At 44.0% G+C, this 25,689-nt stretch carries 19 protein-coding genes; 15 read left to right on the top strand and 4 right to left on the bottom strand.

Annotation, left to right across the window (positions count from 1 at the left end):
* Positions 1-13: 13 nt before the first annotated feature.
* The 4 genes from prpC to L1D37_RS13250 form a co-directional block, all read right to left on the bottom strand.
* Complete coding sequence (gene prpC / locus L1D37_RS13265; protein WP_239848189.1) at positions 14-1,216, bottom strand: 2-methylcitrate synthase; 1,203 nt, start codon at positions 1,214-1,216, stop codon at positions 14-16.
* Between the two features lie 159 nt (positions 1,217-1,375).
* Positions 1,376-2,272 (bottom strand): methylisocitrate lyase, encoded by an 897-nt coding sequence (gene prpB / locus L1D37_RS13260; protein ID WP_239848188.1) that lies wholly within the window; start codon positions 2,270-2,272, stop codon positions 1,376-1,378.
* Positions 2,273-2,309: 37 nt separating this feature from the next.
* A complete protein-coding gene (locus L1D37_RS13255; RefSeq protein WP_176681949.1) occupies positions 2,310-3,029 on the bottom strand; it encodes a GntR family transcriptional regulator in 720 nt (239 codons plus the stop codon).
* A gap of 410 nt (positions 3,030-3,439) precedes the next feature.
* Entirely contained in the window at positions 3,440-6,613 is a 3,174-nt protein-coding gene (locus L1D37_RS13250; protein WP_239848187.1) for an HD domain-containing phosphohydrolase, read from the bottom strand.
* A 373-nt stretch (positions 6,614-6,986) separates the two neighbouring features.
* Between L1D37_RS13250 and tssI the strand changes: the two genes are divergently transcribed.
* From tssI to L1D37_RS13175, 15 genes are all read left to right on the top strand, one after another.
* Entirely contained in the window at positions 6,987-8,969 is a 1,983-nt protein-coding gene (tssI, locus tag L1D37_RS13245) for a type VI secretion system tip protein TssI/VgrG (RefSeq protein ID WP_239848186.1), read from the top strand.
* Positions 8,970-9,037: 68 nt separating this feature from the next.
* Entirely contained in the window at positions 9,038-9,598 is a 561-nt protein-coding gene (locus L1D37_RS13240) for a hypothetical protein (protein ID WP_239848185.1), read from the top strand.
* A gap of 24 nt (positions 9,599-9,622) precedes the next feature.
* A complete protein-coding gene (locus L1D37_RS13235) occupies positions 9,623-9,922 on the top strand; it encodes a PAAR domain-containing protein (protein ID WP_017110734.1) in 300 nt (99 codons plus the stop codon).
* A 220-nt stretch (positions 9,923-10,142) separates the two neighbouring features.
* On the top strand, positions 10,143-11,588 hold the full coding sequence (locus L1D37_RS13230; RefSeq protein ID WP_239848184.1) for a type VI secretion system ImpA family N-terminal domain-containing protein: 1,446 nt from the start codon (positions 10,143-10,145) through the stop codon (positions 11,586-11,588).
* A 32-nt stretch (positions 11,589-11,620) separates the two neighbouring features.
* Positions 11,621-12,142, top strand: a complete 522-nt coding sequence (locus L1D37_RS13225; RefSeq protein ID WP_086713379.1) for a type VI secretion system tube protein Hcp — start codon at positions 11,621-11,623, stop codon at positions 12,140-12,142.
* 19 nt (positions 12,143-12,161) lie between these two features.
* Positions 12,162-12,665: a type VI secretion system contractile sheath small subunit gene (gene tssB / locus L1D37_RS13220; RefSeq protein ID WP_009846607.1), complete on the top strand. Its 504-nt coding sequence runs from the start codon at positions 12,162-12,164 to the stop codon at positions 12,663-12,665.
* Entirely contained in the window at positions 12,665-14,143 is a 1,479-nt protein-coding gene (gene tssC / locus L1D37_RS13215; RefSeq protein ID WP_017110738.1) for a type VI secretion system contractile sheath large subunit, read from the top strand. Before tssB ends, tssC begins: the two co-directional genes overlap by 1 nt.
* 38 nt (positions 14,144-14,181) lie before the next feature.
* A complete protein-coding gene (locus L1D37_RS13210) occupies positions 14,182-15,576 on the top strand; it encodes a type VI secretion system contractile sheath large subunit (RefSeq protein ID WP_239848183.1) in 1,395 nt (464 codons plus the stop codon).
* Positions 15,576-15,998, top strand: coding sequence for a type VI secretion system baseplate subunit TssE (gene tssE / locus L1D37_RS13205; protein WP_176681107.1), 423 nt, complete (start codon positions 15,576-15,578; stop codon positions 15,996-15,998). Before L1D37_RS13210 ends, tssE begins: the two co-directional genes overlap by 1 nt.
* Positions 15,991-17,742, top strand: coding sequence for a type VI secretion system baseplate subunit TssF (gene tssF / locus L1D37_RS13200; RefSeq protein WP_239848182.1), 1,752 nt, complete (start codon positions 15,991-15,993; stop codon positions 17,740-17,742). The genes tssE and tssF overlap by 8 nt, the downstream gene beginning before the upstream one ends.
* A 64-nt stretch (positions 17,743-17,806) precedes the next feature.
* Positions 17,807-18,739, top strand: coding sequence for a type VI secretion system baseplate subunit TssG (locus L1D37_RS13195; RefSeq protein WP_239848181.1), 933 nt, complete (start codon positions 17,807-17,809; stop codon positions 18,737-18,739).
* A 46-nt stretch (positions 18,740-18,785) separates the two neighbouring features.
* A complete protein-coding gene (tssH, locus tag L1D37_RS13190; RefSeq protein ID WP_239848180.1) occupies positions 18,786-21,398 on the top strand; it encodes a type VI secretion system ATPase TssH in 2,613 nt (870 codons plus the stop codon).
* 10 nt (positions 21,399-21,408) lie between these two features.
* Positions 21,409-23,976, top strand: a complete 2,568-nt coding sequence (locus L1D37_RS13185) for an MFS transporter (protein WP_239848179.1) — start codon at positions 21,409-21,411, stop codon at positions 23,974-23,976.
* Complete coding sequence (locus tag L1D37_RS13180; RefSeq protein WP_239848178.1) at positions 23,973-24,971, top strand: ABC transporter substrate-binding protein; 999 nt, start codon at positions 23,973-23,975, stop codon at positions 24,969-24,971. Before L1D37_RS13185 ends, L1D37_RS13180 begins: the two co-directional genes overlap by 4 nt.
* Positions 24,958-25,686, top strand: coding sequence for a transporter substrate-binding domain-containing protein (locus L1D37_RS13175; protein ID WP_239848177.1), 729 nt, complete (start codon positions 24,958-24,960; stop codon positions 25,684-25,686). The genes L1D37_RS13180 and L1D37_RS13175 overlap by 14 nt, the downstream gene beginning before the upstream one ends.
* Positions 25,687-25,689 lie beyond the last annotated feature (3 nt).

Genomic DNA, 25,689 nt, shown 5'->3' with positions numbered 1-25,689 from the left:
TGAGACAGAAGGATTAACGTAAATGAATAGGTAGCCAGTCTTGATGCTCTGGCCCGGTGTAGTCTGCACTTGGTCGAATGATGCGATTGTTTTCTCTTTGCTCGAACACATGCGCTGTCCAACCGGTAAGGCGACTCATCACAAAGATAGGCGTGAACAGTTTGGTAGGGATATCCATGAAGTGATAGGCAGAAGCATGGAAGAAGTCCGCATTACAGAACAGGCCTTTCTCACGCTTCATTACCGCTTCAACACGTTCAGATACCGCGTAAAGCTGCTCATCGTCAACTTCTTGAGCCAACTCTTTTGACCAGCGTTTAATTAGGGCGTTGCGTGGGTCGCTCTCACGATAAATAGCATGACCAAATCCCATGATTTTATCTTTATTAGCAAGCATCTTCATGATGTTCGCTTCAGCTTCATCGGCGGTTTTCCAGTCTTGGATCATTTCCATTGCCGCTTCATTCGCGCCGCCATGTAGAGGGCCTCTTAGTGTGCCAATTGCTGCTGTCACACACGAATGGATATCCGACAGTGTTGATGCGCAAACACGAGCCGCAAAGGTAGAGGCATTGAACTCATGCTCTGCGTAAAGCGTTAGCGAACAATGCATTACCTTCTTATGCAGTTCACTCGGAGCTTTGTCCGTTAGCATCTTCAAGAAGTAGCCACCCAGACATGCTTCGCTTTGGTCTTGTGTATCAATTCGCACACCATCGTGACTGAAGCGGTACCAATAGCAGATAATGGCAGGGAAAAGCGCAAGCATACGTTCTGTTGCCGATAGTTGTTCAGAGAAGTCAGATTCTTGCTCTAAGTTACCCAACATTGAGCAGCCCGTTCTCATCACATCCATAGGGTGAGCTTCAGCAGGAATAAGCTCTAATGCTGTTTTCAACGGCTCAGGCAAGCCACGTAAGCCAACCAACAATGTTTTGTAATCATCTAGTTCTTTTTCGCTTGGTAAATGGCCTCTCAATAGCAGGTGAGCCACTTCTTCAAATTGAGCATGATTCGCAAGGTCAGTTATGTCATAACCACGGTAAGTTAAACCCGTTCCTGATTTCCCTACCGTACACAGCGCAGTAGACCCAGCACTTTGTCCTCGCAGACCAGCACCGCCAATCGCTGGTGCGCTAGACGATTTGGCACTCTCTTGTTGGTTTACTGTTGAAGCATTATCGACAGTTGCTTTATCACTCAAAGATACAGACATGATGAACTCCTTCTCTGGGTTAGCCGCCCTGCACTCTTTGGTGCTGACTATTTGTATTCGATGACCACGACTATCTCACTCGATTTCACGGACCCGATGTGGCTGACTAACCATTCACGTTATTGGATTAAGTTAATGTTTTAATATTTGAAACTGGTTTTATTCTTCACTCGAAAACAATTGATCAAGCTTGTTCTCGTAGTCGTGGTAATTCAGGTGTTCATAAAGCTCTTTACGAGTTTGCATTGAATCCAACAGCGCTTCTTGATTACCTTCAACTAACAAGTGTTTGTAAACATTCTCTGCCGCTTTGTTCATTGCGCGGAATGCACTGAGTGGATAAAGCACCATGTCGACATTAGATTGCGCCAGCTCTTTGCAGTTGTAGAGTGGGGTTTGTCCAAATTCGGTGATATTAGCCAAGATTGGCACATGCTTACCGGTTGCTGATTTCAGCGCCGCCGAGAACTTCACGTACTGATCGAGTTGATTCATCGCCTCTGGGAAAATCATGTCCGCACCGGCTTCAACACACGCAATCGCGCGTTCAATCGCACTGTCTATGCCTTCTACGGCCAGTGCGTCGGTACGAGCCATAATCACAAAACTCTCATCAGTTCTTGCATCGGTTGCCGCTTTGACTCGATCGACCATTTCCTGCTGACTAACAATCGCTTTGTTTGGTCGATGACCACATCGCTTCTGAGCCACTTGGTCTTCCATATGAATGGCAGCAGCGCCCGCTTTTTCCATTGCTCGAATGGTTCGTGCAATATTAAATGCGCCGCCAAATCCTGTATCGATATCCACCAGCAAAGGTAAATCACACGCGTTGGTAATGCGTTCCACATCCACCAGCACATCGTTCAATGTAGTGATACCCAGATCAGGTAGACCGTAAGACGCATTGGCGATACCTCCACCAGACAAATAGATAGCTTGATGACCCAAGTTTTTTGCCATCATCGCGCAGTACGGATTCACCGTGCCGACGATCTGCAGTGGATCGTTGTCTTGCACAGCTTGTCGGAACTTTGCTCCCGCTGATAACTTCATAATGACGCTCCCTGTTAATTGTTTATTTGTAAGCCTGTTAATCCATATCTTTGGATTGAATTTGTTGTTCGATAAGCAGTCGACTACCGGAGATATGTCGTCGCATCAGCATTTCTGCTAGCTCTTCATCACGATTGCGGATTGCTTGTAGGATATATTTGTGTTCATCAAGCGCCTCTTTTGGTCGAGACTGCGCTCTAGGCGATTGGTAGCGATACATGCGTAATAAGTGATAAAGCTCATCACACAACAGAGAAATGAGTTTGCTGTTGCGGCTGGCTTTAATGATTCGATAGTGGAAATCGAAATCGCCGTGTTGGTGGAAATAGGAAGAACCTTCTACTTCATCGATATGCTGAGAGTGTGTCGACAATAATGCTTCAAGCCCGATAAGCTCTTCTTGTGTGATATGTCTTGCTGCGAGTCGCGCAGCCATACCTTCTAATGCTTCTCGCACCGCGTAAAGCTCAAGTAGCTTGTCAGCAGAAAAGGTAATCACTCGAGCGCCAACATGAGGAATTCGCTCAATAAGCCCTAACCCTTCGACACGCATAATCGCTTCACGCAAAGGACCACGACTGACCTCAAAGCGTTTAGCCAGCTCGGGCTCCGATATCTTACTGCCCGGAGGTAATTCACCGTTAACAATCGCCTCAACGAGGTATTCGGTCAGGTTTTCTGACTTGGTGTTTTCTTTATCGCTCACACGAGTTTTCGTATTTGTACTTAAGGTGAGATCTTTTATCGCAGTATTCATATTCACGCTGCTCACTTCTGATTGCTGAACGTCAATTGTCAACAATTCCATAACATGAATACAAAATACACGATTAAATTGTCGACAATCAAGACAATTGTCGACAATTTAGACTAAGGTAGTATTTTCCTTAACCAGTTTGAACATGGTCAAATCAAGCATAAAATCAAACTAAGTATTTGTTAATTAATCAATCTAATAAATTCACACCTCACTAAACCCTTACTTACCTTAAAGCCGATCAAAATAATGTGTCGACAACTAGCTAAGTTAAGTTGCCAAACACCGCTTCACCTATATTTGTCAGTAAGTTCAACGACAATAGGCACAAAAAAGGCGCACTCATGTGCGCCTTGTGTTAAACGTAATTTAGGATGGGGCCGTATTCGCCTTAACGAAACATCCGGTGGTTAAGCAATCTGACGAGTGACTTCGAGGTATTTATTGATATCCACAAAGTCGATTTGTTCTGGTTTCAAATACTCATCTGCATAACGAACATGCGTCCCGCTGGTTAAGAACAGCCTGAACAGCTCGATATCGATATGTTCGTCCAACGCCATCTTGTGCATGATGTCGACGGCGACACTGATTGGCTTCGCTTTCTTGTACGGTCTATCGGCAGCGGTTAACGCCTCAAAAATATCGGATATCACCAGAATACGCTCTGGAATAGAAAGTTCTTCAGCAGTCAGCTTCCTTGGATAACCGGTACCTTTGAGCGTTTCATGGTGGGTCGAGGCATAACGAGGTACACGACTTAACTCTTTAGGGAATGGTAAGTTCTCCAGCATCTTAATGGTGCCAAGCATATGCTCATTTATCTTGAATCGATCTTCTTCGGTCAAGGTGCCGCGAGCGATACTCAAGTTATAAACTTCACCTAAGTTGTATAAGTGCTCAGGAACGTCCATTTTGATCTTGTGTTTTGGGTCAAACTCTAGCGGTCGGTCCCTTTTCACTATGTGCTCTGGCTTATCACTCAGAAGTGGTTCTGTCGCAGGTAAGGTTGAGCTTGGTGTCCTATTCAACGCTTCAATTGGTGATAGGCCAAGTTGATCATCAAAATTCCGTGTCCAGGTCGTTTCAGCGATAGAACGAATACGTGCGACTTTATCACCGCTCATGAACTCACCACCAACGTTTGATGTGGCGATGAACGCAAAGTCATCTTGTAGCTGTTGCTTGGTCGCTGCAAGTTCGTCGGCGATTTGTTGCGTTGGTAGTGTGCCTTCCAATTGTTTTCTCAAAGCTGCGATCTCTGCATCACGCCAAAGCACCTCAAATCGTGTTCTTACTTCGTGAATTCGGTTGTAGTTGGCTTCTAGCTTCGAGCCTTTATCAACGATGTGTTCAGGCGTCGTGATCTTGCCACAATCATGAAGCCAAGCTGCAATTCTAAATTCACGACGCTCATCGTCGTTCTCAAATTTAAAGTCTTTGAAATGGTCAGATTGTGATTTTTCCGCCGCCTCTGCCAGCATCAAGCCAAGTTCCGGAACACGATTACAGTGCCCTGCTGTATAGGCAGACTTATCATCGATCGCTTGAGCAATAAGCTTAATAAACGACTCAACAAACGCCTCTTGAGTTTGCTCATGTTGCTTAATCTCAGCAGACATATCTTTAACGGCGACAGACAACTCCCATACTTCTTTAATACGAGTATCAAGCACATTCACACTGTCGTAATCACGTTGTTTAATCTTATTTGTTTCAGCTTTAAGCTGACGTATAGGTCGAACAATCGGCGCACCAAAGATCCAAGCCACAGGCAATGTTAGGCTCATAAGCAGCACAGTCACGCCAATCGAAGTCGCCACACGCTTGTTTACCGCGCTGTAAATTTCCGCTTCAGGTATCGCCACAGCAAAGTATTCTGAATAATGCTCACCCGTCTCAATTTTTTTCAGATAAAGGTGCTTAGTCTCTCCATTGAGCACCATCTCGACCATTTCGCCTTCAGTCGTCGCTGTCGCGGTTTTCTCGTAGAGTTCAGTGTAAGGAATGGTGGTTCCAGTATTTAGCGCCTGATGATGAAACCACTTTTGCGCTAGCGCTTCTTTCTGTTCGACAGTCAGTGCGCCGATCGCTTGGTTGATGATCGGCAAGAGCTGCTGATGTTTATTCTGCAACACAATATGGAACTGATTTGGATAGTTTGCTTTTAGGTCAGACAACGCGTCATTCACCTTCAAGTTTGCATGAAAGAACTTATCCAGAGAAAAAGCGAGGACTGGCTTGGCATCCAGTACCGCAAAGTATTCACCGTTGTCTACGGCATCAAGCGCAGACTCAATATTAGGAACTTCAACAAGATCAATGTTTGGAAAATCCTGTATTAACTGAGGTGTAATAGACCATCCAGACAGAATTGCGACCTTTTTACCACTCAGCTCGCCATAGCTTGATACAGTTTGAACATCACTGCGAGTCACTACCGAGAACGGTAAATCGTAAATAGCATCGGTATATAAACCTTTGACACCATTACTCTCATAATTCTGAATGGAATGAAGGCCATCGATGCTTCCTTCATGAAACTTGTCTGTCAGCTCTTTCCAAGAAAATCCGTTTACAAATTCAAACTGTATTCCACTCGTCTCCCCGACCATATTTAGAAGATCAATCGCGTAGCCATTAGGTTGTCCCGAAACAGAGAAATCCATTGGACCCCAATCCGTTTGATTCGAGAACAACAAAGGCGGCGTAGCTTCTATTATGGCTTGCTGCTTAGGCGACCAATTGATTTGATCGGATTGTGGAAGCTCGTGTGTCGTATCGACGTCGCGGTTTGAAGCAATAATGTTTCCTGATTTAGAATACAAAAAGGACTCAACCTGGCTTTCTTCATCCAAGTCCAATGCACTGGCGGATAACTTACTTGCTAACGAAGAGAGAACGATATCAATGCCTATCACGTGTTGTGTGTTGCTTACGGCTTTTGATTCAAAAGCTAAAGAGTAGGTTTGACCGGTGATTTGAAGATGTTGAAAAAGATAAGGCTGCGTCTTTTCAACAGTCTCTGTATTCGCTGTTACGTACCAAGGCCTTGTCGTGGGAAAGTAATTACTCGGCTCTGTTTTTGAATCCCGAAGATTAAATTCAAGGTCATAGTATTTTGTCGTTCGGATACGGCCTGCTTCCCTATCACTGATCTCTATTACAACCCATCGGTCTGTGCTATCAGCACCGATTTTATCTCGAACAAAAGGAGAAGACTCTAAATTGATAATTTGGAAGAAGCGTTCGTTAGATGAACCAATGTAGATGCTGTAAAACAGAGGGTTGTCTTTTATTGCTTCAGAAAGGATCCCACGCGACTCTTCACGAGAGATTTGGTGGCTGATAGAACGATGTACAGAGGAGAGCAATCGTGCAGTGTTTATCGCATCAGAATCGATGTTACCGATATAGTCACTGAGATCTTGAGATACCATCGTCAGTTTCGACAAAGTGTGCTCAGTCGCCATTTTTTTGCTGAAATAGTATTGAAGTGAAACCGCTACGATCGCCGTCAGTACCGTCGCAAGCAAAAACATCCCTCCAACGGTCACCCGTAATGAGATTTTTGTGTTTTTCATTATTCTGTCCTTGAATAACCACTAGCGAAGAAATGTAACATGCTAGCAATATTTCTATTATTACTACGGCATACTGCCTCTAGCAACACATTATTCTATATATTGTTTAAGTTATCCCTATATCTCCCTTCTACGTCGCAATAACCTTATATTTTAATGATATTTAACAATATAAATTGATGAGCAATTTCCTTAATTAAATTAATGATATTTGTTTTCGTAAAATGGAAACACCTCACGCCTTTGTTATGAGACTTATTATATTATTTACTTTATGCTATAAATTTAGATATAAATTTTTAACATCAAGTCAGTTCGTTAGTATCGACATAATCGTATGTCTGAACATCTTCGAGCATTATCAGGCGAGCCTATGACGGATAATTTCTCCCCTTCTGCCAGCACGATTGTGGCAAAAGATTCTAAAAGCAACGAGCATGCAGTCAGCGATTTTGCTATTTCTGAGTACTTATCGAAGCCTTTTAAAATCGAACTCACTCTTATCTCTAAGAACTTTGTTATCGATGACCAACTGGGTCAAAAACTCTCTATTACCCGCTTTGTTAACGACACTGACAATTTGACCGCGACGCGAGTATTCAACGGTATAGTCACACAAGTTCAATTACTGGGTATGGACAGCAATCTGCAGTACTCTAGTTACCGCGTCACTCTAAGACCCTGGTTTTGGTTATTAAAGCACACTCACTCGTTCCGTGTTTATCAAAGCCAATCGACCAAAGACATTGTTTCAGACGTACTAACTCAAGCTGGTTTCAGTGGCTCCTTCAAAGCAGGAACCATGCCTTCATCGAAACGCGAATATTGCGTTCAATACAATGAAAGCGACTTTGATTTTGTAACACGCTTGCTTGCTGAAGAAGGCGTGCATTATTTTTTCCAACACAGCGATTCAGACCATCTGATGATGCTTCAAGATGCACAGAGCCCTTTCCAAAAATCAGATGCCAGTAAATTCGACATGATTGAAGTCCCCTCCGGCAGTAATCCATTGATCGATAAATGGATGCCTCAAGGTCAGTTTCATGGTGCCAGCATCGAACTAACCAGTTATGACTACTCACAAACCAAATTAGTGAGCAGTAAAGAGAAGAAATCCAGTCATACGATTGCTAACAACACCAAGTTAACCAAACATTTTTACCCAAACCTTGGCATCACAGGTGGGATGGAAGATCTCGCCAGCAATCTAGTTAAGCGACGTATTGAGCAACTCGAGCAAAACTATCAAACCGTAGACGCAGAAGCTCAGCACGACTCATTCGAATTAGGCACGTGGTTTTCATTAGCCTCCCATTTAGACAAAGCTCAACTAGGCGACTACCTCGTCACTGAGCTTCATATTCGATACAACACCGAGAACCACTGTGATACTCGCCTCACCCTACTTGATACCTCAATTCCTAATTATCCGACACCGCGAGATAAAGCCAGAATACAGGGTCTACAAAGCGCAATTGTCGCGGGTAGTACGGCCGGTGAAATCAATCAAGATGACCAAGGTCGAGTTCGTATTCAGTTCCATTGGGATACCGAAGCATCCGGAGACAAGACAAGTTGCTTTGTGCGAGTCGCTCAAATGATGGCAGGTAGTGGCTATGGTGCTCAATTCATTCCGAGAGTGGGACAAGAAGTACTGGTTAGCTTTATTGATGGCGACCCAGACCAACCGATTATCACAGGCAGTGTCTATAACAGTAAAAACGCGCCCCCTTACAAAGAAGCCAACTCAACTAAAACAGGGATCAGCACTAAGCTAAGTGGATTAGCGAATGAGCTCTATTTCGACGATAAGAAAGACAATGAGCTTATGTATATGCACGCGACGAAAGACTTCACTAAAGAAGTAGAAAACAACCTGACTGAAACGATCAAAGGTGAACTGCTTCAGAAGACGACTAAGCAAGTAACGGTTTCCACAGAAGATAACTACACACTTACCTCAGACAAAGCGATCAGTGAGAAAGGCAAATCCATCTCGTTAGAAGCCGACGACAAAATAGAGCTAACGGTAGGTTCCAGTAAGATCACCATGTCTTCATCTTCCATCAGTATTGAAGCCAGCAACATTGATATTAAAGCGAGTAGCGCTCTCAATCTCGAAGGGATGAACGTGACAAGCAAAGCAACATCGGCCAACAAAATCTCAGGTGTCACAACAGCTCTCGAAGCAACAAGTTCCAACAGTATCAAAGGGCTCAGCGTCGCTATCAAAGCAGATACTACTCTCTCAGCGGAAGGCTCATTGAGTGCCGAGTTTAAATCTGGACTAAAAGGTACGTTTGATGGCGGTGTGATGGGCGAACTCAAAGGCGCGATCGTGAAGGTGAATTAATACGTTCAAGTAAATTCACTCATCAAGCTCATGAGCCACCACGAACAAAATTTAGGTAGAACGAAAAGATGTATAAAAAGATTCCATATCAAACGGGCAGGCAACTGCTCGACAGGTTTTCAAGCTCAGACGAAGCCCAAGCTCTGATAGATGAAGAACTCAACGTCGCTGATTCTATAGAAGCTTTGCTGAAAGACGAACTCTATTTCGACTTGGTTCAGTTTCTTGCTCACGGGTTACCTGTTCGCGAAGCCATTTGGTGGGGCGCACATACGCTCGATGCAAGAAATGATGTGTGGTCTACAATGCAAAAGCAGTGTATTTCAACGGCCAAGGCTTGGGTGAAGTCTCCTTCAGAGGAACAGAGGCGAAAGAGCGAACTCTTTTCCAACAAGCTCAAACTGAATTGCGGCCCGTCTTGGCTAGCTCAAGCCGTATTCTGGAATGGTTCTGGCAGCATTGTAGCGCCAGATTTACCCAACGTTCTGCCCGACCCTTTCTTATACTCTAAGGCGGTAGCTGGCGCGATCAACCACTCCGCGGCACTGCCTCACTGGGATAAAACCAACGAGTATTATAAGAAATCCATTGGCATTGCACTTGAGCTTGCCAAAGGCAGTAAAGCATAAAGTTAAAGATGACAGGAGTAACTAATGACGTTAGCCGCACGATTAACTGACATGCACGTTTGCCCAATGCAGACACCTGCAGTCCCACCTATCCCCCACGTTGGCGGCCCGATTAGTGGCCCCGGCGTTCCAACGGTACTTATTGGCAATATGCCAGCAGCAACCCTTGGTGACATGTGCGTATGTGTCGGACCTCCAGACAGCATCATTAAGGGCAGTGCTACCGTACTCATAATGAGTAAACCCGCAGCGCGTATGGGTGATACAACGAGCCATGGCGGCACGATTGTTCTTGGTATGCCAACCGTGATGATTGGAGGTTAAATACCTTACATTTCATAGGGTTTCAAAAAACCGTGACATCGGTCCACTTTCTTAGATGAAGTTCAAAGTTTTAAGTAAATATCTATTTTGCATGAGACTTTTCAAGAAAAAGCTCTAGAATTGATAAATGTTAACAAGTGTTTACGAAACATAAGGAATATGTATCAAAAATAACACTTTGTGCGATCAGGATAACAAATAGATTTTTTACAGGATGTATATGACAGAAATCGACCACTTACTTGTTCCTATCTCAGATGATGCGCCGTCAGGCACTTATTTGAAGTTAGATCGAAGTGCCTATCGCAGTTTGAGAAATGTTTATAACAGTGCTCAATCTTCATTTAGACAGTTAGTTGAAACGCCTGACGCTTCGTCTGATCCCGCAATCGTAGATGCCAATACAGACAATTGGGCTGAGCTAAGAAAAGTTTCAGAAGAAACCCTGACTTCCCAATCGAAAGACTTAGAGATATTGGGTTGGTATATCACTAGCCAACTCTTTACTTCGCAACCATTTCATAACCTTGCTAGTGCTGTCCCAGCGTTAAACCTTTTCATCGACCAATTTTGGGACACGTTGAACCCAATGCCACCAGGGGCAAAACTCAAAGCTTCTGACGATGCAGGGAAAGCAAAAGAAATTACTGAGTTTAGAACTAAACCCCTACTTCAATTGGTTGGCGAGTCTGTTGACTCAAGTTCTGTCTACATTCCTTTTCAAATGATTGATTTTTGTGCCGGTATCACTTTTGGTGACTACCTCACTGCAGAGCGCAAAGGCAATATTGCAGAATTAAAAGAGTCAGCTTTAGGCGCATTTGACCAAAGCGTTTCAGAAACACTTTTTCAATTGGCTAGCATTTACAGCGAATTGGAGGTCGTAGAAAAAAACTTAGCGGCAAAATGCCAAACCGTTGGTGCAACCGTAATCAGTTTTAATTTCATCAAAACTAATGTACGTGATCTTATCAAGGCGATACATTTCTTAGTGGGAGAAAAGTTCACTCCTTGGCCTTTAGATGATGAGTTCCATGTTATTCAGAACACTGCAGACGGCTCAGTGCAAAGCGATTCAACACCTGCGGCATCAGAGCAAGCGAATATTGCTGCCAGCAACGCTAATCCTGCGACGGCAACCAACCAAGATCTAGGGCAAGAGCCCCTAGCAAACCCAGCGCAATCTCATGCGCCAAGTATTCAGCCAACTTCGAGTCAAGTTCAAACGGTTGTACAGAATGTATCGAGCATTAACGGCATTGTGAATCGCGATCACGCGTTTCAAGAGATTCGAAAAATCGCCGAATACTTCAAAGAAACAGAACCTCACAGCCCTATCGCCTTCTTACTTGAGCGTTCAATTCGTTGGGGCTACATGAGCTTCCCAGAGCTACTACAAGAAATGATTGGCAATGAACAGAATGTGATTGCCCAAATTAATCAAATGACGGGAATGGACAACCTAGACAAGATGGACTTGTCTGGAAAGTCGGTTCCTGTAATGACTTCCGCTCCGGAGACAACTCCGGTAGCGAAACCGACTATTGAAGAGCCCGCGACAGCAACGTCAGTTCCCGATAGTTCAAATAGCACGACAGATACAAACCAAACATCTGAATCTACTTCCGACTCATCATCGAGCAGCCTGCAAGATTTTGAGTGGTAAAGCACATTAATGCGTCAAGCAAGGAGAAAGTAATGGCTTCTATTTTTATGAGAATTGATGGTACGACACCAAAAGGTGCGGCAACTGTAGAAAAAATCGGAGGCAAAGATGGTTTCTTTGCTCTTGATAGTATTTCTTGGAGCGCTGTTCGTGGTGTTGGTATCGATGTAGGTAATGCAAACAATGCGGACCAAGGCATGGTTGCTCTTGGTGAAGTCAACATGACTCGTGGCTGTGATGGTGCAACACCGCATCTAACCACATTCTTATATGCGCCGGGCCCTGAAGGTCGCACTGTTGAAATCGTTATGACAAAACCAAACCGCGAAGGTTCTGGTGCTGATCCATACCTGATTTTAACGCTAAAAATGGCTCGTATGTCTAGCTACAACATGTCTGGTACGGATGGTTCACTGCCAAGCGAATCTTTCAGCCTAACTTACACAGAAATTTCGAAGGCTTACTACATTGAAGCAGACGGCGGTAAGATCGAGAAAGGCCCTGAGGTTGGCTTCGATGCTACTACAGCTAAAGTTACTTCAACTGCTAAGTAATTAAACAAGGAGAGTTACCGTGGCACTAAATTCCCAACATAAACGCGTAAGTAAGAACCGCGTAAGTATTACCTATGACGTTGAGACTAATGGCGCTGTAGAAACCAAAGAGCTCCCTTTTGTTGTTGGGGTTATTGGTGACTACTCAGGCCATAAGCAAGACAAAGAAGAAGTGGAAGATCGTACCTTCTATAACGTTGATAAAGACAACTTCGACACTGTAATGAAGCGCGTTGGCCCTGAACTATCCCTAAAAGTAGATAACGTACTTGCAGGCGATGACAGCCAATTCGAAGCGAGCCTCAAGTTTGACTCAATGAAAGACTTCGAACCTGAAGCGATCATCGAACAAGTTGAACCGCTCAAGAAGCTAGTCGAAACCCGTAATCAACTGAAGGTACTTCTTTCTAAAGCCGATCGTTCTCGCGACCTAGAGAAACTACTTAAAGAAGTTCTACAAAGTGCAGATACGATTAATGCTCTTTCTGATGAGCTTGGTATTAAAGAAGAAGGAGCTGAGTAATGAGTACTGAAACTGAGAATCAAGCGCAACCGGAGGCGGCGGAAGGCTCACTGAGCTTCCTAGACCGTGCGATTGAAGCAACCACTCAAACTCCTGCAGACACTACCAAAGAGCTGTTTTCTGTACTTACAGAGCAAGCACTTTCTGGCACGGTGACGTGGGATAAGAACGTTACAAAAACCATTGAAAATGCAATCTCTGAGATTGATAAGAAACTGTCTCAACAGCTATCTGAAGTCATGCAACAGAAAGACCTACAAAAGCTGGAAGGCTCTTGGCGTGGTCTGCAAAAACTGGTTAAAGAGAGCGAGCTTGGCCGAGATCTGAAGATCAAAATGGTCGATTACACGCAAGAAGAACTGCTAGACCAATTTGAAGATGCGCCTGCGATTGACCGTAGCCCGCTGTTCAATGCCGTTTACCAAGGCGAATTCGGTACTGCTGGTGGTGAACCTTACGGTACATTCATTGGTGACTACGAGTTTAGCGCTAAAGATGAAGATGTTGCCCTACTTCGCTACATGGGTGAAGTTGCTGCAGCGTGTCACGCACCATTCATTGCCGCTGCAAACGCTGAGATGTTTGAGTTTAACGACTTCCAAACCTTCTCTGAAGGCAAACCGGTAGCCGCTGGTTTTGACTCTCCTGCATACGCAGCATGGAACTCTTTCCGTGAGAGTGATGACGCACGTTACGTAACACTAACTCTGCCTCGTACTCTGGCTCGTCTACCTTATGGTGACAAAGGCCTAAGCACGGATGTCTTTGCTTATGAAGAGCTAGGCACTGATATGGATGGCAACCCTAAGCCGACAAGCAATGATCAGTTAGTTTGGTCAAATGCAGCGTATGATCTGGGTCTTAAAATGACTCAAGCTTATACCGCTTCTGGCTGGTGTACTTCTATCCGTGGTCTTGATAACGGTGGTAAGGTCGAGAATCTTCCAAACCTAACGTACAAGTCTGAAGCTGGCGATCTACTTCAGCAATGTCCAACAGAAGTTAACCTAACAGATGAGCGTGAAAAAGAGCTTTCTGACCTTGGCTTCCTTCCTTTGGTTCACTACAAAAGCTCTAACTACGCTGTATTCATCGGCGGTCAAACTACACAGAAACCTAAAACCTTCACTGACCCAGATGCAACGGCGAACGCTGCAATCTCTGCCCGCCTGCCTTACATCATGGCGAGTAGCCGTATCGCCCACTACTTGAAAGTAATGGGTCGAGACAAATTAGGCTCGAACCTTGAAGCTCCGGACATCAAACGCGAGCTACAACTTTGGATCGACCAATACACCAACGCTGGTGCAATTGGTAATGAGCAACGTGCGAAAACCCCGCTTTGTGAATCTCGCATCGAGGTGGTTGAGCAACCTGGTAAGCCAGGCGCATACTCAGCTGTCGCTCATTTAAGACCTTGGTTACAACTTGAAGAACTGACGACTTCAGTTCGAATGGTTGCGAAGATTCCAGGCTAATAGGGATTTGGCCGGAGCAATCCGGCCAAAAATTTTGTATGAAGTTAAATACAGAATGGCAAAACAAATTCAATCAATTAGATGACACAGATAATACCTTTATGAAAGAGGCTTTATCTCTGTTTTCTGAGTTAGACAAACACTCCTTAAGCTCTAAATCCTCACTAATTTCATTGATATCAACACTTATATCAACAATCGATACTGAACTCAGTTTGCAGCTTGATGAAATCTTGCATGAACCTGAATTTCAAAAGCTAGAGCGTAACTGGTTAAGCCTTCAACAACTCGTATCCCTACCCGTCAGCTATCAAAGAGCTCATGTAAAGTTACTCGATATGAATTGGGCGGAGATATCCAGTGACGTCAACCAAGCTTATTCGACCAAATCCAGTGACTTGTATAACAAGATTGGTAATAACGAACTCAATACCTTAGGTGGTCACCCGTTTGGTTGCATCACGTTTAGTCACCCTATCTCGATGGATATCGATTTTGACGCCGATTACGACGATCTATTTACCGTAGAGCTATTAGGTAAATTAGGCGAAGCAACACTATGCCCTATGCTCTTTTCCCCAGTCTCGACCTTCTTTGGCGAAAGTGGCGCTGATTGGCTATCAGACATTGAACGTATCAATAAAATACTTTCCGGCCCCGATTTTAAAGCGTGGCAGGATTTACGCAGCAAACCGAGCTCTCGCTTTATCGGCATGGCACTTCCTCAAGTGCGCCTTCGTGATGCCTACAAAAACCGACGAGCTGGCTTCATTTATAACGAGCAAGGTAAAGGCGCTTGGGGTTTAGCTAATATGGTACTGGCGACCACTATCATGCGAGAGTTTCACCGTGTTAACTGGTTTGGATTTTTAAAATCTCGCTGGAACGACAAGCTTCAAGGTGCTGTTATCAATCTGCCTGCGAACCACTATTTCGATAGCCACCTGCAAAAGCCAGTCACCGACATTAGTCTGTTCGGGCAACTATCGAACTTCTACGCGCAAAGCGGTTTTATCCCATTAGCGAAAAGCCCTTTAACCGACAAGTTCTACTTCAATGGTAACAACTCGATTTGGCAGTGCGGGCAAAGCGACAATGACAAGGTACTTACTCAGATTCAAACCACACTGATGTCTTGCCGAATCGCTCACTACTTAAAAGTTCAGGTCAGAGAGATGATTGGCAGCTTCAACAATGCTACAGAGTGTGAGTTGTTTTTGACGCACTGGATTGAAAAATTCTCAAGCAACGTGTCGTTTGCCAATGAAGAAACATTATCTAAATACCCATTAAGCTTCGCTAAAGTGAGTGTCACAGAGTCTAGCGCTCAAGCTGGCAGCTTTGCTTGCACTCTACGCATCGTTCCTCAATACCAGTTTGATTACTTCAGTGGTGAAGTAGTTCTAACTACCGACCTGAATGAGGTGGCGTAATGAGCTTTTGGACAACCTTTATTAGCGATTCAAAACCTTATCAGGATGCTGAGATTGAAGACATCAAGTTCCATCTCACCAAGCTGTTAGAAGCCGAGGCGTCACTGACAGATATCGATAACAGATTGATCGAAGTAAATCGTTCTAACTTGAAATTTGGTATCGAAGATATCCAGTTACTCAGCGCAACCCTAGAAAAAACACAGCTTACTTTACGCATAGAAAACTGGATCAAGAGCTTTGAACCGCGATTACATGATATTTCTGTCGAACTCGGAGAGCGTAAAGAAGGCGACAACTCGCTATCGTTCAACATCATTGCCAAGGTAAAAACCAGCCATGGCGAACAAGACCTGATCTTCGATTCAAAAATCGCATTGAGCGACTTAACGACCTCTTTAGAAGAAGATAACTATGACTGAACCTATTATGCGTTACTTCGAGCAAGAACTGGCTTTTGTGCGCCGTTCATTGGGGCAGTTTGGTCAAGAATATCCAACACACGCTGAAAAGCTCAATATTCATCAGGGTAAGATTGAAGATCCAAGCATGGCTCGCCTTTTAGATGGCGTAGCACTTTTGAATGCGAAAGTAGAAAAGAAGCTCTCAGAGCAACTACCTGAGGTGATTGAAGGCATTTTAAGTGTCCTCTACCCTTCTTACATTCAAACCGTTCCAAGCGTTGCCTATCTTGAGTTGCTTGCCGAAGATGGTCCGATTGAATCGAGTACCTTACCAAAAGGTTCGTTGTTTTCGAGCACCAACACCAAAAACGAATGCCTATTTAGAACCGTTGATGAACTCAAAATAGCTCCGTTTAACTTAGGTAACATCAAAGCTTTAAGCGCACCGTTTAGCTTTAACAGACCGAAATCGGCTAATCAAAGCTCTGCCGTTGTTCAAATTTCTTTGAGTACTGGCGATCCTGAAGTCCATTTCAGCCATTTGGAGTTGAACGATCTCGACTTCTTCGTCAAAGGCTTTGAGAACAATGCAGATTCGTTAGTCGAACTTCTTCTCAACAATACTTTATCGATTTCAATTTCAGACAGTGAATGCGCTCGACACGTCACTGTCGATAGCCACCAGCTTAAGAATCGAATCAGCGACCTAGAGTTCAAATTTCTGCCTGAACACGGTAATCAATTTACGGGCTATCAACTGCTCAACGAGTTCTTCTTTTTCAAAGAGAAACGACAGTTCTTCAGACTTAAGAACTTTGCCGAATACGCGAGCCAATTTGACGAATCTGAAATCGTCATCAATTTGTTCATGTCCTCATTACCGTCTGAGTTTATCCGCCTGTTCAACAAAGATGTTTTCAAACTGAATGTGATGCCCGCAATTAACTTGTTCGAACAAACAGGGGAGCCGATCCCTTACGATCACAGAACCCTTTCTGTTCCGGTCAACGCCGACGCACACAGTGACAACAATATCGAAATCATTGAAATTCAGAATGTTTATGAGATTACGCCCAATGGCGAGATACCTTTAGTCCCGCTTTTTAAAGAGAAATATTCTCACAATCAACAATACGACTACTGGCAAAGTAAACATAATCACTTCGGTGAAATGAGCATCGCAATCTCGTTATCGGAAACGCCCAATACTGAATTTAGTAAACTGCTCGGCACTAATCTACTGTGCACGAATGGTAAACAGGCGTGTGGCGTAAGCGGTACGTTAGAATGCCTAGAAAGCATCGACTTACCTGGTAATTTTTCACCTATTTATCCACCTTCAGCGCCCATTACCAAGGAAGTTGACCAAAACATCCACTGGGAATTTATTAGTTTGTTGAACACCAACTTTTCATCTTTGGTGCAATCGAGCAGCCCAGTGGCTGACCTCAAACACATATTGAGTTTGTGCAGCCGAGAACAGGTATCAAGTGCTGAAATTCAGATGATTCACTCGATCACATTTAACTCCCAAGTATCGGCTATTCGTGTGTTGGGCAAAAACGTGTTCTCTCCCGGTACTGAGATTGAATTGACGCTTGATGCCACATCACCCTACCTAGCATTTGCCGATGTGTTAAGCCGTTTCTTCCAGCAGTTTTGTAGCTTTGACCGATACATCCAACTCAAGATCCGTATTTACGGACGAGACGGTATCGTCAAAAAATACCCGAAAATTCACGGTAGTCAATTGTGCCTATAACGCAGCGAATATCGGTAGCGCCATCAACGATACATAGCCAAATCGATGGTCATAGGGAGATGATATGAAGCACTTCATCGAAGATTTAGCGACTCAGCCTGAGAAATATGACTTCTCACAGGCGATGAGATTGTTGGAACAACTTCAGTCCCAGAGTACCACACCGTTACAGATTCAATTGAAGTCTGAGGCAATGCCGACGGGCAACCCTCAAGAGATTCAATATTTCTCGTTAAAGGGAAATAAAGCCAAGCTCAGACTAGCGAAACAAGCGCTTTCTGGCGTTAAAGGCGTGATACCGAATTATATTTACGAAGAGCTATTAGCGGCGATACACAACGAAGATCATTCTCTGCAAGATTTTCTGGACGTGTTCAACCAAAGACATTTCGAAATTACCTATCGAACCAATGCACGACGTTGGTTGCTGGTTGAAAGCGAACAAAACCCAAAGAAAACAGCATTATTGAATCACTTTGCTGCGCTAGGGAAAGAACATAAAGAGTATCTGCAATACTCGCTTCTTCTGAGCCAACAAAGTCGCAGCCTAACCACATTGAAAAAGATCTTAAATGACTTTTTTCCCTATTCGATTGAGGTTGAATGTAAAGCCTTTGAACGACGCCTTCTACCTTCAGACTCATTGACTCGAATCGGTACTAACCGCGACTTCAACAGTCGTCTAGGACAAGGTTTTTTAGTTGGAAAAACCTGCCTCGCCCATTTCAACAATTTGAATATTTTTGTTACCCCAAAAAACAGAAATGAGTTTCTCGAGATTCAACAAGATGACCAGTTTGCTAAAGCGGTGTTGTCTTTGACACAGCATTACTTAAAAGACAGCACGCCCGTTGCCATTTACCTGAACGTTAAGCGTTCATATTTAATCAGACCCCGTTTATCAAGCAACGTTTCTATGGCTGCACGTTTGGGTGAGATTGACTACCTAGCCCCTGAACGTAACCCCAATGAAACCGTAAAGATTTTGCTTTTGTAGTTCGTAATACGGAATGTATAGATTATAGAGATACAAGGAATTGACTATGACACAAGTAACTCTCACTAACTTAGTAGGAAAGCTATCTCCCGAGCTTAAGCAAGCGCTGGAAGCGTCTGCGGGCGCGGCGATGAACCAAGGTGTTGGAGCGATAGAAACAGAACACTGGATTCTGCAACTTATCTCCCAGAAAGATCCAAAGATCATGGCATTGTGCGAGTCTCAAAAGCTTTCATTAGACGCGCTAGTAAATGAGCTGACAAAGAAAATATCCATGATGCCGAAGGGCAATGAAGGTCAGCCAACATTGAGCCACAGCTTAACTGAGTTAATCAAAGATGCTTGGATGATCGCTTCCGTAAACTACGGCCACGGTGAGATAGTCAGCTTGCACCTTATTCAAGCTTTGATGCAACAGAATGTGCTCGGTGTGAGCACACTACAACTTGAAGCATTAAGCAGCGTATCACTAGAGTCTCTACAAGGCCTGATCAAGAAGACTCCGATTGCACGTAACACTGCCTCGCCTTCTGCTAACGGCTCTGTTGATACCACGCCTGCGGGTAACGATGCGCTAAGCAAATATACCGTTAACCTGACGCAACAAGCACTCGACGGAAACATCGATCCTATTTCAGGCCGTAATGCTGAAGTCAGAAAAGCGATTGATATCTTGTGTCGTAAGCGCCAAAACAACCCTATTATGGTCGGTGAACCCGGTGTAGGTAAAACCGCTGTTGTTGAAGGATTAGCACTAAGGATTGCAGCAGACGAAGTACCAAGCGCACTACAAGGCGTACAAATCCACTCTCTGGATCTAGGGCTACTGCAAGCGGGTGCAAGCGTTAAGGGCGAGTTTGAAAACCGCCTGAAAGATGTCATCAACGAAGTGAAAAGCTCTGAAGTGCCGATCATCGTGTTCATCGATGAAGCCCATACACTTATTGGTGCTGGTGGTGCTGCAGGACAAAACGATGCAGCCAACCTTCTAAAGCCAGCTCTGGCACGTGGTGAGTTCAAAACCATTGCCGCAACAACATGGGCAGAATATAAGAAGTACTTCGAAAAAGACCCTGCACTGACACGTAGATTCCAAGTTGTAACCATTGAAGAACCAAACGCCGAGGATGCAATGCAAATGCTGCGTGGCGTGGCCGCTTCACTGCAAGCCCACCATGGTGCCTTTATCGCTGAATCAGCAATTGAAGCTGCGGTTAATTTATCAATCCGTTACCTACCAAGTCGCCAGCTACCAGACAAAGCGATCAGCCTGCTTGATACCGCCAGTGCTCGAATCGCACTGACTCAAGGTGCTAAACCAGAGGTACTGGAAACGCTAGAGCAAACTATTCGTTACCAAGAAAATGAAAAATCAGCGCTCGAAAAAGAAGATGCCCTATTCTCAAACAGCGCAGAAGTCATCAAGGAACTGGCACAATCTATCGAAGAAAACCAACAAGCATTAGCTGCGTATTACACCCGTTGGGAAAAAGAGATTGAATTGGTAGATCAAATCAAAACGGTTCAACAAGAGATCACTGAAGAACAGGAACAAGATGCAGTCGATGCAACTAAGCAGAAGCAACTTGATACTCTGCGAACGGAATTAGCAGACTTGCAAGGTGAAGAACCTTTGGTTTATGCCATGGTTGACGACAACACAATCGCACAAGTGATTGCCAATTGGACTGGCATCCCGGTCGGTAACATGATGAGTGATGAAATCGCTAAACTGCTAACCTTAGAAGACGAGCTTAATACTCGAGTTATTGGTCAAGATGTTGCGAAGAATGAGCTCGCAAAAGCGATTCGTATCTCTAGAGCAGGTTTAACTGATAATCGTAAACCTATTGGCGTGTTCTTAATGTGTGGCCCAAGTGGTGTGGGTAAAACCGAAACCGCCATGGCACTTGCGGAGCAACTTTACGGAGGTAGCAACGACCTTACCGTGATCAACATGACCGAGTTTAAAGAGGAACATAAGATCTCTATGTTACTCGGCTCACCTGCGGGTTATGTCGGCTTTGGTGAAGGTGGTGTGTTAACGGAAGCAATCCGACGCAATCCATACTCAGTGCTTCTATTGGATGAGATGGAGAAAGCACACCCTGGCGTGCATGACTTGTTTTATCAAATTTTTGATAAAGGCCATATCAAAGACAGTGAAGGCCGAACCGTCGACTTCAAAAATACCATCATCATTATGACGTCGAATGCCGCCGATCAAGCTATCTGTGACGTGTGTGCTAAGTCTACAGACCGTATTGACAACGACGAGCTACTTGAGTCCATTCGTCCAGACCTGCAGCAATACTTTAAGCCTGCATTCTTAGGACGAACCACCATTGTTCCTTATTATCCGCTTAATGATGAAGAGCTAGCGAAGATCACTGAGATCTCTCTAAATCGAATCAAGAAGAAACTTGCGGAGCAATATCAAGCTTCATTCACTTGGGATGCGGATTTCATTCAGTTTGTTGTCGACCGTAATACCGACCCTACGACCGGTGGCCGTGCCGTTGAGCAAATCATTAATCGTTCATTGATGCCGAGATTGGCTGAAGAATGTATTGGTCGACTCAGCCGTAGTGAACCGATTACTCAAGTGACTGTTAGCGCGACGAACAACAGTGCCGACTTCGATTTATCTATTAAGTAGGTCTTAACCAATGAACAGCAAAGCCAGCCAAACCTTGACCAAACCTTCATTACTTAACCTGTCTCTTCGGGTTAAGTTGATGCTGGCCATCATGGCGGTTTTGCTGTTTTCCATCACCTTAAATGCAACACTAAACTATTTCAATTTCGAAAAAAGGCTGACTGAAACCTCCGATTCCATCTATCAGATTGTGTTGGAAGAAACACATAACGACATCAATCAAGCGATCAGTTTAGGCTTGCCGCTCTCTGCAATATCCAACATCCAAAGCATGTTGGACCGCCGTTTAAAAATCGTCGATGGCATTACCGCTTTGGTGGTCGTCTCAACGTCGGGTGAACGACTGTTTGGTACCGGAGAGGGAAATCAAGAAAGTGACCGTCAGCTATCACTAGACATCACCAATTCCTTTGGATTAGTAGAAGGCCAAGTTAAGCTCTACTACTCCACGACTCTGTTAGAGCAACAAAAAACCTTCTTACTCAAACTTCAGTTTCTCTATTCGGCGATTTGGATACTGCTCTCTTGCTTGTTCGCATTTGTTGCCTTGAAGTACCTATTAGAAGGCATTGTTGGCCGAGTAAAAGGCGCAACCGCGATATTTGAATCCGCCGCGAATTCGGATGAGTTGCTTCCGACCATTACTCAAGCTCACAAAGCACTGCAATCTCCGAACTCACTGTCTAAGTTTGAAAAGCTCAAAACCAAACACTTCCCAGTGTTTATCATCTCACTTGCTATCCTTCTGACGATCATTGCCAACCTTGGGGTTTCGTATCAATCCCTAGACAAGTTCTCCCAACTCTACGAAGTGAAACTAGAACAGAAATCCAACCTAATTGGCGACTCATTAAATCAAATGATCAAAGGGTTGCTCGATAAAGGAGTTCCTGACAACAAGCTGCATGGCTTGGAAGAAGAATTTGCTTTCTTCGTTGATCACCATAGCGAAATTCTGTCGATTAACTTTGAAGGACAGTCAGGCTCTTCCTATCGCTACCCTGAAGAACAAGTTGTGCACCCTTCTATTCGAGAATCAACGTTCTCACTTAACAACAGCCACACGATTCAATTGAACGTCACCACTGATAATAACCTGATCATCAATCTGCTCAAAGAGAGCGTCATGGATATGATTACCGTGTTGGTTGCCTCTTGCCTTGTGGTGGCTGAAATCATTCTGTTTATGTGTAACTTCATGATTATCTCGCCATGGAACCAAGTAAAGAAAGTGTTCATGTTGGTGAATCGAGACATTGTGAATCATTTGGCGAAGATCTCGACCCGCGATGAAATTGGCAAACTGCTTAGCCTGACCAATCAAGCGATCACTAAGCTCAACCCAAGTCAGCCATCGCAAGATATCGACAAACAAGACTTTCGATTCATTCGGCTACCGCTGTTTTTATTGGTGTTCTCTGAAGCATCTTCGCTGGCCTTTTTCCCTAGATTTGTCTCTTCACTGGAAAACACCACCGGATGGATTCCTGAAAACCTTGTCACTAGCTTACCCATTTCCCTATTTATGCTGTGTTGGGCTATCTCGCTGCCGTTTGCAGGTTACTGGTCAGACAAAGTAGGCAGAAGACACTCGCTAATGACAGGTGGGCTCATCACCTGTATTGGCTTAGTCGCGACTGCTTTCATTCAGTCTCTTGAACTCTTACTCGTTGCTCGTGCTTTTACCGCTGTTGGCTACGGCATTGTATTCATTTCAGCACAGGGCTATGTGTCCGATACGACTAACGACACTAACCGCACCAAAGGCATGGCGACTTTCTTATCAGCCTTCTTCTCTGGTTCGTTATGTGGTGCTGCGATCGGTGGGATTCTCGCTGAGAAGCTGGGCTATTCAGAAACGTTTATGCTTGCAGGATTATTGGCAACACTCAGTGTGTTACTCGTGTATGTGTTTTTCGAAAAATCGAACACCAGTAATTCAAGCAAGCCCGTTAAGTTAAAAGACTTTAAGCTGCTGTTGAGCAATAAGTATTTTGCCTTGATCACGATATTCAGCGCGATACCAGCGAAGATCGTCCTCACAGGATTCCTCTACTACATCTGCCCTGTTTACCTGCAATTCCTTGGCGAAAGCAGCTCTGTTTCAGGGCGTGTGATTATGGCATACGGTCTCGCCATCATATTAATTTCGCCGTTGAGTGCCATTCTGGTCGACAAACTCAAAAACAAAATGGCCTTTATCTTTATTGGTGGACTACTTTCATCCCTCGCCTTACTTAATTTCTATTTCTTCCAAGGCACATTAGGGTTACTGCTGATCGTGATAATTATCGGTATTGCTCACGGCATCTGTGTTTCTCCACAAATACCTTTGGTTATCGACTTGCTTTCCGGTCAAGGAATCGAGAAAGGAAAAATCATCGGTATTTTTAGACTGACTGAGCGCATCGGTAATATAGCAGGGCCAATGCTAGCCGGGGTGTGTTTGAGCATCTTTGGTTACGACCAAACCATTCTTATATTCGGTGCATCACTACTCGCAAGTTCCTTTAGCTTAATTGTGTTTTTCTCAATATTTCTGAAGTCGGATAAACAAAAGCTAGGAGTTCAATCATGAGATTTATAGTGTTCGTTCTTAGCTTTATTTTAATGACCCCACTCTCATTCGCTAAAAGCGATGAAAAACACGTCATTCTTTTATTATGGCGAGGGGTAACCGATGCCGAGCAAGGCTTCATGGATTATTTATCCCAACACGTTGATGTAAGGTTTACGATTCTTGATGCTAATAGAGATAAAGCACAGCTCAAACAACATATTAGGGATTTAGAATATAAAGATGCTGATCTCATTTATTCGTTCGGCACCACTATCACCTTGAATTTATTAGGGACTTACGCTGACCCTAGCGAATTTAGACTGAATAATTCGACGCCTGTTGTATTCAGCATTGTTACCGACCCTGTAGGTTCAAAGTTGATTGCTGATTTATCATCAAAAGAGAGAAACTTTACTGGTGTATCGCATATCGTACCCCATGAAATACAGTTTAAAGCGATAGAAAAGCTCAATAACATTTCAAGCCTTGGGGTTATATATAACGCTGACGAAAATAATTCGATTATCACCGCAAATAAAATGATGGAGTTATCGGAAATTTATAACAAGCGTGTTATGTTGTACCCATTAAACATTGATAAAAGCAAGTCAAACAGCGACTTAATTAACCTCACGATAGACAATATGAAACGTGATGGTGTCGATATGGCTTATTTACCACCTGATTCATACATCATCACCCAAGGAGGGGAAGTCGTATCAGGGCTACATTCGAAGGGTATCCCCACATTCTCGGCCACCGAAAGCCCAATAAGAAACCATAAGGCCTTATTTGGTATTGTCAGCCGTTACTACAATGTTGGTCAATTTGCTGGATACAAAGCGAAGAACATATTGAAAGGAACTCAAAAAGCTTCAGACATTCCGATAGAGTCACTGAGCCAATATTCCTATATTGTTAATATCGAGGCCGCACATAAGCTCGACTATTACCCGCCAGTGTCAATCTTGAAGATCTCTGAAGTGATAGGACACTCTAATGATGTTAACTAGAGCCTCTACCATCAGATTATCGTTAGTCACCCTACTCATCTCGACGTTTTGGTCGGTGAGTGCCTCTGCTCAAGTCAAAATTGGGCCATCTCGCCTTATGCTGACTACGCAAGATTGGCCGCCGTACCAAACCTATGAAAATGCCTCAATGCAAGGTATCGCCTTAGACAAGGTTAAATGCGCCTTAGGTATGATGGGACAACCTTATCAGCTAACTATGACCACTTGGTCTGATGCGCAATTGCGTGTTCATAGCGGCAGTCAACACGGTTTCTTCGTGGCAACCAAAACCTCAGAGCGAGATGAATACGCAACGCTCTCTGCGCCTATCGCGAAGCAAACTTTGAACTGGTATTTTGGCCCAGGAGTGGAGCCGAAGGTTGATGAATTGTCAAAATTAAACCTTAACTTTTCTGCCAAATTTGGCTCAAACAAATGGTTTTGGCTAAAACGTAATGGATTTAACGTCGTTAAGCAGCCACGAGATGCTAAAGTATTACTAAGACTTTTAAAACAAAGGGAAATTGATGTTGTTTTAGAGGATGAGTTGGTCTTTAAAAGAGAATTGGATAAAGCCTCTTTACCACTCGATTACTTCAATTCGACGAATTTAGATACCAAGGATATGGGGGTCTATTTTTCGAATCGATTCCTTAAAACCTACTCAGGTTTCCTAGATAGTTTTAACTCAGCCATATCCAAGTGCAAGGAGTAGCCA

It is taken from the genome of Vibrio sp. Isolate33 (genome assembly GCF_022397895.1).
Lineage (GTDB): Bacteria > Pseudomonadota > Gammaproteobacteria > Enterobacterales > Vibrionaceae > Vibrio > Vibrio pomeroyi.
The sequence above is the reverse complement of the archived record's forward strand: the minus strand, read 5'-3'. Positions and strand labels throughout refer to the sequence as shown.

Bases quoted from the DNA above. Each gene is read 5' to 3' on its own strand.
- L1D37_RS13255 (WP_176681949.1), bottom strand. From the start codon at position 3,029: ATGAATACTGCGATAAAAGATCTCACCTTAAGTACAAATACGAAAACT.
- L1D37_RS13175 (WP_239848177.1), top strand. From the start codon at position 24,958: ATGATGTTAACTAGAGCCTCTACCATCAGATTATCGTTAGTCACCCTA.
- prpC (WP_239848189.1), bottom strand. From the start codon at position 1,216: ATGTCTGTATCTTTGAGTGATAAAGCAACTGTCGATAATGCTTCAACA.
- tssF (WP_239848182.1), top strand. From the start codon at position 15,991: ATGACTGAACCTATTATGCGTTACTTCGAGCAAGAACTGGCTTTTGTG.
- L1D37_RS13225 (WP_086713379.1), top strand. From the start codon at position 11,621: ATGGCTTCTATTTTTATGAGAATTGATGGTACGACACCAAAAGGTGCG.
- tssH (WP_239848180.1), top strand. From the start codon at position 18,786: ATGACACAAGTAACTCTCACTAACTTAGTAGGAAAGCTATCTCCCGAG.
- tssE (WP_176681107.1), top strand. From the start codon at position 15,576: ATGAGCTTTTGGACAACCTTTATTAGCGATTCAAAACCTTATCAGGAT.
- L1D37_RS13235 (WP_017110734.1), top strand. From the start codon at position 9,623: ATGACGTTAGCCGCACGATTAACTGACATGCACGTTTGCCCAATGCAG.
- L1D37_RS13250 (WP_239848187.1), bottom strand. From the start codon at position 6,613: ATGAAAAACACAAAAATCTCATTACGGGTGACCGTTGGAGGGATGTTT.
- L1D37_RS13210 (WP_239848183.1), top strand. From the start codon at position 14,182: ATGAAGTTAAATACAGAATGGCAAAACAAATTCAATCAATTAGATGAC.
- prpB (WP_239848188.1), bottom strand. From the start codon at position 2,272: ATGAAGTTATCAGCGGGAGCAAAGTTCCGACAAGCTGTGCAAGACAAC.
- tssC (WP_017110738.1), top strand. From the start codon at position 12,665: ATGAGTACTGAAACTGAGAATCAAGCGCAACCGGAGGCGGCGGAAGGC.
- L1D37_RS13240 (WP_239848185.1), top strand. From the start codon at position 9,038: ATGTATAAAAAGATTCCATATCAAACGGGCAGGCAACTGCTCGACAGG.
- L1D37_RS13185 (WP_239848179.1), top strand. From the start codon at position 21,409: ATGAACAGCAAAGCCAGCCAAACCTTGACCAAACCTTCATTACTTAAC.
- L1D37_RS13180 (WP_239848178.1), top strand. From the start codon at position 23,973: ATGAGATTTATAGTGTTCGTTCTTAGCTTTATTTTAATGACCCCACTC.
- L1D37_RS13195 (WP_239848181.1), top strand. From the start codon at position 17,807: ATGAAGCACTTCATCGAAGATTTAGCGACTCAGCCTGAGAAATATGAC.
- tssI (WP_239848186.1), top strand. From the start codon at position 6,987: ATGACGGATAATTTCTCCCCTTCTGCCAGCACGATTGTGGCAAAAGAT.
- L1D37_RS13230 (WP_239848184.1), top strand. From the start codon at position 10,143: ATGACAGAAATCGACCACTTACTTGTTCCTATCTCAGATGATGCGCCG.